Here is a 16,875-nt window from a genome sequence, read left to right as displayed (position 1 = left end):
TATAGCCGCAGTCCTTGCAAGTATAGCGTTGCTTGCCTTTAATAATCCCTCTTTTTACTTTGTTTGTCGATTTACACTTTGAACAATCCATAATATTTTTTTGGCAAAAATACAAAATGTATATATAATAAACAATGCCATTAAAAGATTAAGCGCTTTGGCCATGTCGCCAATTTCATCTTTACCTGCTTTTATTTCTTCATCAAGCAACTCACCTTTGCTCATTGTAAGGATTTTGTCTTTCAAATAAAGTACAGGTTTAACAATAATTCTGGTAGTAAGAACAGCCGAAAATATGGCAAACAAAATCAAGGCTATACCTAATACCCACAATAGTTTTTCAAATGCAGCAAAAGTATCTGATTTTTCTATCTGAAGACTATCAATCTGAGCTTTGTTTTTGTCAATAAACTCAGCAATAAGGATATTGATAGAATTAACCGTTGCAATAATCTGGCTTGAGACCAGGGCATCCAGTTCGTCGTAATTCTCTTCTACAATGCTATCCACATAGAATCCATTATTGTTAATTGTCTTCTGAATGAGGTTTCTTTGGGCATCAATTACTTTATCGCATTCATCTATTACTTGCAAAAGCATTTCCGGATTGTCATTTTTATCCCAATCTTTAAGGTTCTTGACAACATCATTTCTATATTCAGGATAAATTTCGTTATGAATTTTAAGTAATTCTTCTTTATCCTTCATAGATCCACCATTTAACCATTTTCTTGATAGGGTACCCGACGACTGGGCAAGTTGATCAATAAACTCAATAGAATTTAATACGGGAGTATATAAATGCACCCGATTGTCAATTGATTTACTTTTTTGCAGGGTAATTATCCCAAATGCTACATAAATGACTATACTTGTTGTAAGTATCACATAACCAACTGCTATTTTGCTGCCTATATTGAACCGCTTAAAAACTTTTAGACCCATATTACTAAAATTTATTTGTACTAAAAAAAAATCAAGGAAGTTTAATAACTATTTTAACTTTCTTTAAATCAGATGCTGAAAGACTATTCTTATAAACATAGCCTAAACCACCTTCTTTTTCCGACACATAATTGATCACTTTCCTGTCGGAATCAACAATAACAGGAGGTTTTTCAGCATTCGAAATTTGTTTTTCAACAAAATAAGTTTCCACGTCTTCAATACTCATTTTAAGAACTTTATTGTAAAAGACCAGACGTATAGAGGCAGTTCTGTGCTGATCGACCGGCTTAATTGATTTATTGTTTTCTGGCCATCTCCTTTTCGTTTTCCTCAGGAAATATAATTTAACTTTTGCCATGCTCATATTTTCTACAGAATTGTTGGCATTTACAATTACCACAACTTCTTCACTTTGTGCTTTCAGGGTAGAATTAGGCACAGATATAAAAATTAGGGATAATATACTTAAATATATAAATTTTTTCATATCAATTTAATTTTAATGTTTTAAAAAACAAATGCACTTTGGAATAAAATCGCATGAGTCGGCTGAGGGCCGGTAAGCACATAATTATACTCAAGCTTAATATGATTAAAAGGCAATATATTCCAGTTAACACCAAACATAATTGCACTATTGTCACTAAGGGCAAATCTTTTTAATTCAAAATTCGCTTCGTGCAAGCCAAGGTAAGGACCTCCATTTTCCGGAAGGTCTATAAAATCATACCTTACATAAGGCTTAAACCTTTTTTTCATGAGTTTGGTCTTGTAAGTAAATTCAGCACTAAATCCCTGATAGTTATACTCCTTACCTTCTGCTTCCGTTATGTCTTCAAGTTCATTTTCGTAGCCTGTTGTAATAAAATAATGATACTCAGCAATAAATTCAAATTTGGGATTTTCAAAATGAATGAAAGGAGCAAATCCCCATTCTTTATATTCTGCAAGTTCAATATTAAATTCTTCATCTTCCTCCTCACCTTCTTCTTCAGCCATGAATTCATCAAGATCGGAAAGTGAAATTTCATCGCCCAATTCCTCAAAAAATACCGATTTATATTTAGGTACAGTGTATCCACTTAAGCCTATTGTTAACTCATTATCATTAAATGGGAGGTAAAATTCAAGAACACCTGACAGACTCATACTGCTTTCATTATCTTCATATATATCAATCTCGAAGGGAGATTGTTCAGGTGTAATTCCTCTTCCGCTTCCAATGGCGACTTCGTACTTAATTGCCTGTCCATTGTCGTTTTCGAATGAGCCATGAAATTTGATTCCATAAATTCTGGTTAGTATCAGTCCATACTGAAGGTTTACCATATCCCTTGTCCTTACTGAATTACTCAGAAAACCATGCGTCCTTACTTTTCGATTCAGATATCCAATAGGAGTAGAAAAAATTCCTGTTTGAATATTGAAAGCATTATTGATTTGATAATTCATAAAAGCTCTTTCAAGGCCAAGATCTAATCGGCTATACTTAGTTCGAAAATTGATTTCGGTTAAAAAAGTAAGTTTTTCTTCGTATAAGTCGGTTGAAAATACGAGACCGATACCAGGAAAATGTAAAGAGTTCCTTTCTTCGGAATATTCTTTGATTAGTCCAAACTCATCATAAACCTCTGCAGCTTCCTCATCGACTACGTCTCCTGCCGCCATTTCATAAGTAAATTCACTAAAGCCGGATATGTTTATTTTCCGTTCCTGTGCATTCAATGAATTTCCTATAAAGAAAGAGACAGTAATACCAAGCATAGTGATAATTGCATATTTTTTTACCATAGCATTCGTTCTTTTTTTCATATCTATCAATTTTAAATGTTTATTTATACTGAATTACTTCTTGTGATTTAAAACCAAAAAAATCTATAAAATTTGTCTTACTACAAAAACAAAACATGTGAAATTTTTGTCTTCATGTTTGCCAATAAATACTTCTTTATACATCAACATAATTACCAATTATAACAAAAATTCATTTTACAATAAATCATGCAATATAACATTTTTTTAAATTGTTAATTTTTTTTTGCTCTGACAAGTTTGAAAAAACTATAGTTCGTTTAATTAATTCCAATAGTAAATAACTGATTAAAGCAACACAAATCTGCAATTCTAAATTTGAATTTAAACACTTCTTAGAAAAAAATGAGTTTCGTAGCTGCCAAAAAAATTATCACCAACAAAACATATCGAATAAATTTTGGTCCCCAGCTTACAGCAAACCTTGATGCAACAAATGCTCCAAGCATATTTCCTGCTGCAAGAATAAATCCGTATTTGTAATCTACCTGACTATTAATTATAAAAACAAACAATGCAAAAGGTGTATAAAGTAGAACTATAAATAATTTGACGGCATTTGCTCTTACAAGGTCGAAACCGGCAGCCATTACTAATCCGGCCAAAAGGAAAAAACCAACACCGGCCTGGATAAATCCGCCATAAATTCCTATAAAAAAGAAAACTACGATCTGTAAAAATCCGGGTTTCTTTTCCATTATACCTGCTTGCCCTTTAATCCAAATATCTGGTTTAAAGACAATTAGCAAAAACATAACAATCAGCAAAATACCGATTGTTCTGCTCATGATTTCCTCACTAAGTGAAATCGCAAATTGGGCACCTATTATTGAACCAACAATTGCAGGAATTGCTAACCAAATTCCCTGTTTGAAATTCAGAACTTTTTGTTGTTTAAAACTGCCAACTCCAATAATATTTTGCAGTAGAATTGCAATTCTATTCGTACCGTTTGCAACATTTGCAGGCAATCCGAGAAACATTAAAAGTGGTAAAGAAATTAAAGAACCGCTGCCAGCAAGCGTATTGATAAAACCAGCCAAAAATCCGGCTCCAATTAAGGCTAAAATAATGTACCATTCCATTTTGGCAAAGATAAGTTGAAAGTTTGAAAAGTTGAAAGTTTTAAATGTTTGTGAAGTTTGTTAAGTAAAATGATTGTCAAGCTAAAGTTTTGAGTTTTTTAGAGAAAGAATTTCTATTTGAAAGAATAATTGTTTTCTCAAAACCTTTGCTCTAAGTTTAGGAAACCTCTAAAAATGCAAATTTCTTACGCCTTGAGATTTACTATTTTTAGAAGTCCCCTTTATAACATGTGGCAAAAATTTTCGATTAAAGAAAACCAAATTAAACTTGAATTAGAGGTGGTGTATCACTTTCTCAAACCATAATATGGATCTGTTTCTTGACTAAAAACTACATCTTAAATTTGAATCTTTCAAAACTACAATTGATTAAATTTCATGGCATTACACAAAATTGATGCTTAATTAACAAATATTTACATTTATTTCATGCAAGTAATTATATTATTTTTAAGTTATTTGACATTATTTTTTTTTAAATAGATAAACTATGAAAATGATGAAATCAGTTTTAATTATATTTCTTACTTTAATGTCGGGTGTATTGCTCGCCCAAAATCAATTAATTATTCCGGATACAATTTCAGGGACACAATTCAACCTTACTCTACAAAATGGCACACACCAATTTCTTGTTGGCGACATTACGCAAACCATGGGTGTTAATGGAAACATTCTTGGTCCAACATTGATCATGAATAAAGGTGATGAAGTAAATATTAGTATTAATAATCAGCTTGGAGATACTACTACCATTCACTGGCATGGAATGCATGTAGCTCCCGAAAATGATGGTGGTCCTCATTCAATAATACTCCCAAATGCAATATGGAATCCCATATTTACAGTTTTGGATAAAGCCGGCACCTATTGGTATCATCCCCACCTGCACATGAGAACAAATGAACATGTGTCTAAGGGAATTGCCGGTTTTGTATTGGTTCGCGATTCGGAAGAAGCAGCATTGGTACTCCCAAGGACTTATGGAGTTGATGATTTTCCATTAGCTATTCAGACAAAAGATTTTGATAGTAATAATCAAGTTATCGTACCTTCAAATAATGATGATATTGTAATGGTTAATGCAACCATAGATGCAAATCTGGATGTTCCTGCACAGGTGGTCAGGTTTAGATTACTCAACGGTACATCTCAAAGGGTTTTGAATATTGGTTTGTCAAATAATACAGAATTTTATCAGATTGGATCAGATGGTGGTTTATTAAGTAGTGCTATTACACTAACACGTCTTGAGCTACCTCCAGGTGCAAGAGTAGAGATTCTTATTGATTTCAACAATATGCAAGGGCAAACTATGGAATTAAAAAGTTATGCTTCGGAGTTACCAAATGGAATTTATGGAGCAAGCTATCCTGGACATATGACAATGATGACCTTAGATGGATATGAACCAAACCCTATCAATGGTGCTGATTACAATTTAATGCAATTTACAGTAATTGCACAAACCGCAAATCCTGTAAACACTATCCCTTCCAATTTAGTTAGTGTTGTCCCTATTCCTGAATCTGAAGCAGTTATTACAAGGTCACTTACTTTTACACCTGAATCTATGGGATCAAGTCAACTCAACGGTTTGTTTCATATCAACGGAGAAAGTTTTAATATGGAAGTAATTAATTATACGATACCTTTGAATAACATAGAGATTTGGAGTATTTTTAATCAATCAGCTATTGCTCATCCTTTTCATATTCACGATGTGCAATTTTTTGTGCTTGACAGGAATGGAGTTGCTCCGCCATTAAGTGAGCAGGGAAGAAAAGATGTAATCTTGATTAAACATCAGGAAACAGTTAGGTTTATTGCCAAGTTTGATGATTTTGCAAATACTGAGATTCCATATATGTATCATTGCCATATGTTAGTTCATGAAGATGGAGGTATGATGGGACAATTTTTGGTGGTTGATAGTAGTAACACTAACATATCTAATAATTTAGCAAGAGAAAACGGAATACAGATTTACCCAAATCCTGCAAATGAGCAAGATGTTTTCATTAAATCAGAAAATCAAATTTCATACTATGAAATATTTAACACATCAGGTTTATTAATAAAAAAACAAGAGTTTAATAATCTTGTGTATAATGCAAAAATTGAAACAAAGTTTCTTCCTGCTGGAGTCTATATCCTGAAAATTAATGTTGATGGTATCATTTTTACTGATAAATTGATTAACTATTAAAAACTCAATAAGTCTTTCAGGCTTCATAAAAATGGTGATGGTATAACATTCTCAGGGTTTACAACCTGAGCTATAACAATCCTTCCTTTCAGGACTTTCGTTTAATATTTGTCAATATCACAAAGTTTTTTTTGTTCTATTCATCTGATAAATTAAACCAATTCGCATTCCTGAGAATACAGAATTCTCTTCAAATTCTCAAGATCGGTGGGATATCTGCCTTCTTAGGATTGAGACATATATTGTTCAGCATAATAATTTCAAATTGCCAAATTTTTATTAAGAGAAAAAATATTATCATACTTTTGTATAGAAATATTTGATTATTTATATGTTTAAAATAAAAACTTGTATTTTATTATTAATGTTTGCGGGCAGTGTATTTTCTCAAAAAAAATCCTTGCAAGTAGCAAATAATAATATGAATTACTCTTTTTTTAAGGAACAAAAATCAGATTCTTTTTCAGATAGTTTTGCGTTTGAAGCTTCAAATGACAATAAAAAAAATGAAATTATCAAATCTCGGAGCACACAACAAATTCCGGAAATAATTGTGGAGCCACAAAACCAATTAACATGTATTGGAGGCAATATTAGCTTTTCGGTTTCGGCAACCGGTAGTGCCCCTATGAGTTTTCAATGGCAATTCGATGGAAGCAACATTTCTGGAGCAAACGATAGCATTTTGAATATAAATACTGTCTCCTTCGGTAATATTGGAGATTATCTCTGTATAGTTTCAAATTTGGAGGGTGCAGATACTTCCGTAATCGTACAAATTGACTTGGTTCCGCTCTTATCAGTTTTAACATCATCATATGGTGGATTTGAGGTGAGTTGTGTAAATGCTTCAGACGGTTTCATAATTATAAATCCAATTAATGGAACAAGCCCTTTCAATTTTTTGTGGTCTGATGGAGCAAGTGATCAAAACAGAACAAATATGCCCGCAGGAATCTATACTGTTGCTACAAGCGATAGTAATTCTTGTTTTTCAATAGAAACCATAGAACTTACTGCACCGGAAGAAATTAATGCAGCAGCTGTAGTATTAACAAATTATAATGGCTATGATGTTAGCTGCTATAATGCTACGGATGCAGCTATTGGACTAAATATTTCCGGTGGGATTCCACCATATTCATTTTCATGGTCTAATGGCGCAACAAGTCAAAATCTTACAAATGTTGGAGTAGGAACTTATTACGCATTAATTTCCGACCAAAACAATTGTATTTACGATGGATTTGAGGGCGAGAGTTCGCAAACAATGCCATGGAATTATTCAACAACGATAAATTCACATGCTATAATTATTTTAAGCACATTCAATGTTTCTATAGGAGGAGCATCACTTATTAATGGCGACTATATTGGTGTATTTTACGATTCTCTCGGAACACTTGCATGTGGCGGCTATGTAGAATGGACTGGAACATCAATTGCATTAATTGCTTATGGAGCCGATGCAGGCCTCAATAGTGGTTTTGCAATGAATGAAAAATTCAAATATAAAATTTGGCAATCTACATTAGGTTACATTTACCCAGCCAAAGCTGAATACGACACAACTGGAATATTTGCAAATGACAGTACCTATTATGATAATGGAAACTCCGGATTAGCTTCATTAACCGTAAATGATTCAGAAATGTTTCAAACATTAGCAATTCTTGGTCAGCCAACAGAAATGTTTTCAAGCATAGAAATTTCTGAATGCAACGGATATTCAGTTTGTTGCTATGGAGATAGCAATGGATTTATTAATCTTTCGCCCGAAGGTGGTATTTCACCATATTCTTATCTTTGGTCAAATGGAACAACAACCGAAGATTTAAATGGAATCAGTGCCGGTTTTTATAGTGTTACTATTAGCGACCAAAATAATTGTACTCTTTACACAGACTCTTCGCAAATGGTGATAGATTCTGTTCCGGGCTGGACTTTTTCAAATACAGGTAGCAATCATATTTTTTTAATACAAAATTCTATTCCAATTACAATTGATGGAATTCAAATTGAAGCAGGAGACTATATTGGAGCTTTTTATTTTTCAAACGGAAGTTACTACTGCGGAGGCTTTGAAGAATGGACAGGGAATACTTTGTCGGTAACAGCCTGGGGAACAGAAGCCGGACTGAATAATGGATTTGCAGCAAATGAAGAAATAAATTGGATAATCTGGGATGCTTCTACAGGAATAGAATGTCATGCAAGTGTTTCATATCAAATTGCAGGATTTTCGCATTTTGGAAATTTTACTGCGAATGGAATTAGCGGACTAGAATCATTGGTGGCAAATTGTGTGCTCTCCGCTGAAACTTATGCAAATTTAACTCAAGCTACCTTCATAAATGTTACATATACATTATCGAACTATTCCGGGTATTCAGTATCATGTCCAGGTTCTAATGATGGAACTATTGATATTACTGTTTCCGGAGGAAGTTCTCCATATTCATTTTTGTGGTCGAATGGTGAAACTACCGAAGATATAAGCAATCTAAATGCAGGTGAATATAATTTGACGATTACTGATGCAAATGCTTGTACATTTTTTTCAGATACTGTTCAAGCCGGTTTCATAACTCTTAGTCAGCCGGACTCAATGAATATTACATTTAACTTTTCAGACTACAATGGTTATCATACTTCTTGCTTTGGAAACAATGATGGAGCTATAGTCCTTTCGGTAAACGGAGGGAATACACCATATAGTTTTTTATGGAACGATGGAGAAACATCTCAAAATAGGTCGAACCTTACAGCAGGTAACTATTTTGTATCAGTTACCGACAATAATTCTTGTATAGTAGTGGAAAACATTCTATTAAATTCGCCTGACCAAATTATTGCAAGTGCCTCTGTCATTACCGATTTCAATGGCTATAATGTAAGTTGTTTTGGTGCAGAAGATGCAATTGTAAACCTGAATGTTTCCGGAGGAATTTCACCATTTTCATTTATGTGGTCAAATGGAGCAACAACTCAAAACTTAGCAAATATTGGTGTTGGAACATATTATGCAATAGTTTCTGATGCAAACAATTGCAGCTTCGATGGATTTATTGGCGAAAGCTCTCAAACAATGCCATGGAACTATTCCTCAACCATAAACTCTCATGCAATTGTTATTTTAAGCTCATTTAATGTTTCCATCGGAGGAACTCAAATTAGCAATGGAGATTATATTGGTGTTTTTTACGATTCGTTAGGAACTCTCGCTTGTGGTGGATATGTACAGTGGAATGGAACATCCATAGCATTGATTGCATATGGTTCCGAAATAGGATTAAACAATGGTTTTGCTCCCTACGAAAAGTTTCAATACAAGATTTGGCAATCTACACTTGGCTATATATACACAGGAGAAGCAATCTACGATTTGACCGGAGTATTTTCTAACGATAGTTTGTATTTTGATAATGGAAATTCAGGCTTAGCTTCACTTACAGTAAATGACACATCGCTATTTCAAACTTTAGTTAATGTCAATCAACCAGACGATTTGATTGCAAGCATTGAAATTTCTGAATGCAATGGATACTCAATTTGTTGCTATGGTGAAAATACAGGATATATTAATATTACTCCCGAAGGAGGTGTTTCTCCCTATTCATTTCTGTGGAGCAATGGTGCAACCAGCGAAGATATAAGTGGTCTGACAGCAGGATTTTATTTTCTGTCGATTACAGACCAAAATAATTGCACTCTTTTTTCTGATTCTTCGCAATTGCTAATAGATACTATTCCAAATTGGACCTATTTTAATACGGGATCAAATCATGTTATATTAGTTCAAAATTCAATTAATGCAAGCATTGATGGAATGCCTGTTGAAGCAGGAGATTATATAGGAGTATTTTACAATTCGGGTACAAGCCTAAATTGTGGAGGCTACGCTCAATGGACAGGAACTACTTTTTCGATAACAGCCTGGGGAACAGAGCAAGGTATGAATAACGGATTTGCTGCAAACGAAGAGATTAAATGGATAATTTGGGACGCTTCAACTGGTGCTGAATGTCAGGCAGTTGCAAGCTATCAAACCAGCGGATTTCCTCAACTCGGAAATTTTACCTCAAACGGAATTAGTGCACTTGAATCATTATCGGCAACTTGTACGCAGGCTACATTTACTTATGCAAATCTAACTCAACCCCCTCCCATTGAGCTTATTTATTCTCTATCTGATTTCGATGGATATTCGGTTTCCTGCTATGGTGCAGAGGATGGAACTATCGACATTACTGTGAGTGGAAGTCTTACTCCATATTCATATTTATGGTCTAACGGAGAGACTACCGAAGATTTAGTTAATATTCCGGCAGGAGTTTATAATTTGACTGTAACTGATGCAAACTCTTGTGAATTTTATTCCGATTCTGCTGAGATTATAGCAAATTCAAATATAAGTTGGTATGTAAACCAGACATCAGCAAATCATACAATTTTGATACAAAACACAATAAATATCGAGGTAAATGGAGCTTCTATAAGCTCCGGTAGTTTAATTGGAGTTTTCTACGATTCTGCGGGATACACTAATTGTGGTGGATATATTGAATGGACAGGAAACACCGATGCTATTACAACATGGGGAGCCGAAGCAGGTTTCGACAATGGGTTTGAAAATTTTGAAGTTTTTAAATGGATAATATGGGACAACTTAAGTGGATATGAATATTATGCCACTCCAACTTACCAAACTATTGGTTTCCCTAATCAAGGAAATTATGTAGGAAATGGAATAAGCGCTCTGGCTTCCTTAATTACTACAAATCAAGTAATTCAGTCAGATTCTATAATTCTTACTCAACCCGATGCAATAATTATTTTATCATCTGTATCAGACTATAATGGATTTCAAGTTTCTTGTTTTGGAAATAACGACGGAGAAATTAATATCTTTGCTTCTAATGGTTTCTCGCCATATAATTATTTGTGGTCAAACGGAGCCACAAGCCAGAATATAAACAATCTAAATTCGGGAACATACTATCTAAGTGTTAGCGATCAACATTCATGTATTCAAATCGACACTTTTTTTCTTGCCGAACCACCCGGAATAGTTCTAAGTGCTAACATTACACAAATCACCAATAGTTTATCCTCTGATGGAGAAATTGATTTAACAATTACAAATGGTGTTTCTCCTTTCACATTTTTATGGTCGAACGGAGCTACTACCGAAGATATTTCAAATTTGCCTCCAGGAACATATTCAGTCAGTGTTACTGACAATAATGGATGTATTGCTACTTTGAGTACAGAAATCTTTGCTTTCGATTGTAGCTCCCCTGTTTGGATTTGGGCAAAGCAAAATGACGGTACTGCCGAAGATATTGCAAAAAGTATAGCTTGCGATGACAATGGCAATGTTTATGCAACAGGTCATTTTTCGGGAACTGCCACTTTTGGAGGAATTAGCTTAATCAGCACCGGAGGAACAGATGTTTTTGTTGCAAAATACGATTCTGATGGTAATACAATTTGGGCTTTACAAGCAAATGGTGCAAATAATCAGTACTGCGAAGACATTGCCATTGATGCAGCAAACAATATATATATAACGGGATATTTTTATAACTCAATTAGTTTCGATGGAAATTTATTAAGCAATTCTGGTGGCAGCGATATTTTTATTGCAAAATTCGATGATCAGGGAGCTTATCAGTGGGCACAAAAAGCCGGTGGTTCGGGAAACGATATTTCAAATTCAATTGCTATAGACCAATCAAATAATGCCTATATCTGCGGAAACTTTCAGAACATAGCAAATTTTGGCTTTTCTAATATTACAAGTAATGGATCCGAAGATATTTTCATTGCAAAATATAATAGTCTGGGCAATCTGCAATGGGTTATCGACGAAGGAGGAGCTTTCAACGATGCGGCAAACGAAATAACAATTGATATCTCAAATAATATAATAGTTACCGGCTATTTTGAAGATTCAATAAGCATTGGAAGTACAAATTTTACAAGCTTTGGAAACAAAGATATATTTATTGCTAAGTATCACAATTCCAACACTTTTCTTTGGGCAAAACAAGCAGGTGGAATAGCAACAGACGAAGGAATATCAATTTCATCCGACCAATCGGGAAATACATATGTTTTTGGTCATTTTAATGGCACAGCAAATTTTTCAGGATTTTCAATCAATAGTTCTGGTATTAACGATTTTTTTATTGCAAAATACTCCACTAATGGTGGAATAGAATGGCTTAAACAATCTAACAGTTCCGGTGAAATTAGTTCAGGAAGTATTTTTACTGATAATAACGGAAATTCATATATTTCAGGCTCTTACATAAATTCCTTCAGTTTCGGAAATCATGCAATTTCAGGGGCTACTGATATGGATGTTTTCGTTTCAAAAATAAACACAGCCGGAACAGTTTTATGGATTGAGGAGGGCACTGGGCAAGGTTCTGATATAGGAAATGCTATTTGTACAGATAACTCCACGAATATTTTTGTTTGCGGAGAATTTGAGAATACCTTAGATTTTGATACAATTTCACTTTCCAGCTCTGGCGATAAAGATATTTTCATATCAAAAATCAGTGAATTAGAATTAAATGCCGATTTCGACATATCAAATGTTAGTTGTTATGGTATTGCGGACGGTTCAATAGATTTATCTGTTATAGGAGGAACAGCTCCCTATTCAATTTTATGGTCTAACGGCAATTCCTCGGAGGATATAGATTCGTTGTTGCCGGCAACTTATTTCGTTTTCATAACAGATTCAAACGAATGTAATATTGTCGATTTCACAACAATTTCGGAGCCTGATAGTTCCTACTTCACTTACACTTCGAGCGAAAGTATTTGTGCAGATACAAATTCTGGTTTCATAAACATTTCAGTTTTTGGAGGAATCACTCCCTACTCGTTTCAATGGTCGAATGGAAGCACAGCTGAAGACTTGACAAATCTGTTTTCAGGGACCTATAGTATAACTATCAGCGATTCAAACTTATGTCAAATTATTGATTCTATTACGATTGTTGAATTAGCTGTCCCCGATTTAATAGTTTCACCTGTCGATCCCGAAATTTGTCTTGGAGAAACTGTTAATTTATTGATTTCAGGAGCAAGTTCTTATTTGTGGCAACCAAGCACCGGCTTAAATTTACCTGACATTGCAAACCCAGCCGCAAATCCGGCAATTACAACAATTTACACAATTACAGGCACTGATTCAGTCGGATGTTCAACTACAATAAATTTAACAATTACAGTAAACCCGAACCCAGCAATTGTGCCAATTTCACATGAATAATTTTTGAATGTTTGTACTAAAATTGTAATTAATATCTCAAAAAGAATTGTTAATGAAATCATCAAGAATTCAATTTTTTTCAATACTTTTGATTTGAATTTTATTGATTTATAAATTGAGATGGTTTTGAAATGAGAAAGAAATTTAATTTTATATTTACTACATTGATTGTCTTGTTAGTTTCAACAGTTAGTCATTCGCAAGGCGACACCACAAAAATCTTGTTTATTGGAAATAGTTTTTCATTTTTTAATAATATGCCAACAACATTTGGAGAATTGGCAACAGAAGCAGGGAAAACTGTTTTTGTAGATCAAAGTACGCCGGGAGGATATACCCTTCAACAACATAGTGTTTATCAACAAACGCTTGACAAAATCAACTCTAAAGATTGGGATTTTGTAGTTCTACAGGAGCAAAGCCAGCTTCCTTCATGGTATCCCGAAAGGGAAACTCAAATGTATCCCTATGCTATTTTATTAGACGAATTGATCCATCAAAATAATTTATGTACGGAAACAATGTTCTTTATGACTTGGGGACATAAAAACGGCGACCTTGGAATTCTTCAACAAGGAGGAACAGATTCTTACGAAGCTATGCAACAACGACTTAGAGAAGGATATACTGAAATCGCAGATTCTTTGAGTGCACTTATTTCGCCTGTTGGAATGGCATGGAAAACTGCAAGACAACAACTTCCATTGCTAAACTTGTATGCTACGGACGATTATCATCCTAATGCAGAGGGAAGCTATTTGGCAGCTTGTGTTTTTTATTCAAGCATTTTTCAGGATAGTTTAAATTCTATTCCTTATTATGGAACAATCAATCAGGCTGATGCCGAAAATTTTCAAGCAATTGCAACAAGCACTGTATTAGATAGTTTGCCTGAGTGGAATATTACTCTCGGCAGTGTAAAAATTTGTCCAAACGAAGATTTTGTTTTAACTCCTGATTTAGGATTTCGAATTTTGTCAAGTTCAGGAAATGGCATTCTTTCGCCGGAATTTTACACTCCTTCAATTGACGATATTTTTAACGGTGGGTTTACTCTTGGAATAAACACAAATAATCTATGTCCATCCCAATCGCGAGATTTGTTTGTAGAAATACTTGAAACTCAAAATGTTATTTCAAGTTTTAATTTTGTTATTAACGATTTGGATGTAGTTTTCACCGATAGCTCAACAAACTCCTTTGATTATTTCTGGGATTTTGGCGATGGTAGTACATCAAATCTTCAAAACCCTGAACATTCTTATGCCTCCGAAGGAAACTATATTGTAACTCAAATAGTTACAGATAGTTGCGAGGCTGTTTTTGATACAAGTATAGTTGAAATTTCAATAATTCTACAAACCCTACGAGAAGATGCTAAGATAATTGATTTTCAAATATTTCCTAACCCTACAAATTCATACATTTTCATAGAATCCAATTTTAAAATAAACGAACTTTCAATTTGCGAAATCAGTAGCGGCAAAATTCTTTTGCAGAAACATTACGAAAAATCAAAAATATCTTTAAACTTAAATTCCCTTGACAAAAGTATCTATTTTCTAAAAATTGAAACTGATGAAGGGATGTTTACAAAAAAGATTGTAAAAATGTAAATTTATGTTTTGGTATTTCTATGCAATTTTGACCTGAGAAAACAAATATTTTAAGCATAAGAAGCAATTTTTCTTAAAAAAGAAAACGAATTTATTATCATTAATACAGGCAACGATTTATCAAAAAAAAAGTCTATTTTTAGAATTTGATAAAAATATTTGTATTATGAAAATCAAAATTTTAACATTTTGTTTAATTGTAATTTTTGTATCGAATAATTTTGCACAAAATGGAGAAGGGAGTAATTGGATTTTTGGGCAAAATGCCGGAGTATCCTGGTGCAATTCAACAAACACACCTATTGCCTTCGAAGGTAGTCCTTTAATTACCAATGAAGGAGTTGCAACTATAAGCGATGCAAATTGCAATCTATTGTTCTTCACAGACGGAACTAGCGTTTGGGATGCAAATATGAATCAAATGCCAAATGGATATGGATTAACAGGAAATTCCACTTCAACACAATCAGGAGTAATTATTCCAAAACCTTTGAGTCCCAACATTTATTATATTTTTACTGTTGATGGTGAGCTATGGCCGGGAGGTTTGGCATATTCAAAAGTTGATATGACTGCTAATGGCGGATTGGGCGATGTTGACCCGCTTGAAAAAAATATTTCAATTCTAAATACTTCGCCTGAAAAAATAACTGCCGTAAAACATGCAAATGGCACAGATATTTGGGTTATAGTTCACGAGTGGGGAAACAATACCTTTCGCTCCTACCTTATTTCAAGTGCTCCAATTGATGTAAATGCTTATGTTAGTACCAGCGTAGGATCATCACTAACAGGAGTTAGCTTTTGTGGATATATGAAAGCTTCTCCAAGTGGAAGTAAGGTCGTACTTGTAAAATATGGTAGTAACATTTTCGAATTATTTGATTTTGATAATACAAGCGGTATTTTGTCTAATCCAATAGAATTGGTAGGTTTTTCGGGTGCATATGGTTCTGAATTTTCACCTGATGAACACTATCTATATGGGGTTTGTGCAAATCAAACTGCAATTCACCGGTGGGATCTATTCGAATTACCCAATACTATAAACTTTATTAATTCTCATCAAATTGTTGGCAATTTAGGAACTGGAGATGGAGGTGCTTGTCAATTAGGACCAGACCAGAAAATTTATTTGGCGAGATATGGTGAGCCTTGGTTAGCATGTATTGAAAATCCTAATGATGCTGTTCCTTTTATTACACTCGATGCTGTTTTTTTAGATATTCCAACTAATTCTATATCTGAAGGATGCAAGTATGGCTTGCCAACATTTATAACAAGTTTTTTTGCATCTGCAGTATTTTCTATCGAAACAAGTTGTTATACTGATACCACTTATTTCCATTTAGGGGCAACTTATGTGGATTCTGTATATTGGAATTTCAACTATCCTTCTACATCTCCAATTTGGCAAAATCATATTGACAATAATCCAATTTTTATTTACGATCCGGGAACATATCTTATAGAATGTATTTCATTTATTGGAAATTTTTCCGATACAGTTTATGAAACCATCATTGTTAATTATCTACCTTGGGCAAACCTCGGTCCGAGCCCTGCAATTCTCTGTTCTGATAGCACAATGGAATACGATTTATCATACAATGATGGCTGCACTTTTCTATGGACAGCAGACTTGGGAACATACACATACACAGATACTCTGCCAACTATTTTGATTGATAAACCCGGCACATATACAGTTGAGATTACTAATGAATGCGGAACTATTTCGGAAAATATAGTAGTAGAATACAACGAAATAGAACCAAATCTCGGGATGAATGTCTCGGGACTTTGTGCAACGAGCCCTATAACCTTAGATGCAACAGTTACAAGCATTTACGGAACTCCAGAATACGAATGGAATACAGGCGAATTTACAGAAACGATAATTGCACTTTA

The 16,875-nt window shown here is 34.0% G+C and carries 8 protein-coding genes; 4 read left to right on the top strand and 4 right to left on the bottom strand.

Annotated features, from left to right (window positions below; all coding sequences use genetic code 11):
• Window positions 1-54: 54 nt before the first annotated feature.
• The 4 genes from HN894_13435 to HN894_13420 form a co-directional block, all read right to left on the bottom strand.
• A complete protein-coding gene (locus HN894_13435) occupies window positions 55-945 on the bottom strand; it encodes a hypothetical protein (protein ID MBT7144325.1) in 891 nt (296 codons plus the stop codon).
• A gap of 31 nt (window positions 946-976) precedes the next feature.
• On the bottom strand, window positions 977-1,435 hold the full coding sequence (locus HN894_13430) for a hypothetical protein (protein ID MBT7144324.1): 459 nt from the start codon (window positions 1,433-1,435) through the stop codon (window positions 977-979).
• 20 nt (window positions 1,436-1,455) lie between these two features.
• The gene (locus HN894_13425; GenBank protein MBT7144323.1) at window positions 1,456-2,760 is read right to left on the bottom strand and encodes a hypothetical protein; all 1,305 of its coding nucleotides are present in this window, start codon (window positions 2,758-2,760) and stop codon (window positions 1,456-1,458) included.
• Window positions 2,761-3,095: 335 nt separating this feature from the next.
• Entirely contained in the window at window positions 3,096-3,845 is a 750-nt protein-coding gene (locus HN894_13420; protein MBT7144322.1) for a sulfite exporter TauE/SafE family protein, read from the bottom strand.
• 490 nt (window positions 3,846-4,335) lie between these two features.
• Between HN894_13420 and HN894_13415 the strand changes: the two genes are divergently transcribed.
• From HN894_13415 to HN894_13400, 4 genes are all read left to right on the top strand, one after another.
• Window positions 4,336-6,054 carry a multicopper oxidase domain-containing protein gene (locus HN894_13415; protein MBT7144321.1) on the top strand — a complete coding sequence of 573 codons (1,719 nt, stop codon included), beginning with the start codon at window positions 4,336-4,338 and terminating at the stop codon, window positions 6,052-6,054.
• A gap of 421 nt (window positions 6,055-6,475) precedes the next feature.
• Window positions 6,476-13,348, top strand: coding sequence for a hypothetical protein (locus HN894_13410; protein ID MBT7144320.1), 6,873 nt, complete (start codon window positions 6,476-6,478; stop codon window positions 13,346-13,348).
• 131 nt (window positions 13,349-13,479) lie between these two features.
• Window positions 13,480-14,964, top strand: coding sequence for a T9SS type A sorting domain-containing protein (locus HN894_13405; protein ID MBT7144319.1), 1,485 nt, complete (start codon window positions 13,480-13,482; stop codon window positions 14,962-14,964).
• A 166-nt stretch (window positions 14,965-15,130) separates the two neighbouring features.
• The coding region (locus HN894_13400; protein MBT7144318.1) for a hypothetical protein at window positions 15,131-16,875 on the top strand (1,745 nt) is incomplete at its 3' end.

This window comes from Bacteroidota bacterium, assembly GCA_018692315.1.
Taxonomy (GTDB): domain Bacteria; phylum Bacteroidota; class Bacteroidia; order Bacteroidales; family JABHKC01; genus JABHKC01.
This window is presented reverse-complemented; position numbering and strand designations above follow the sequence as displayed.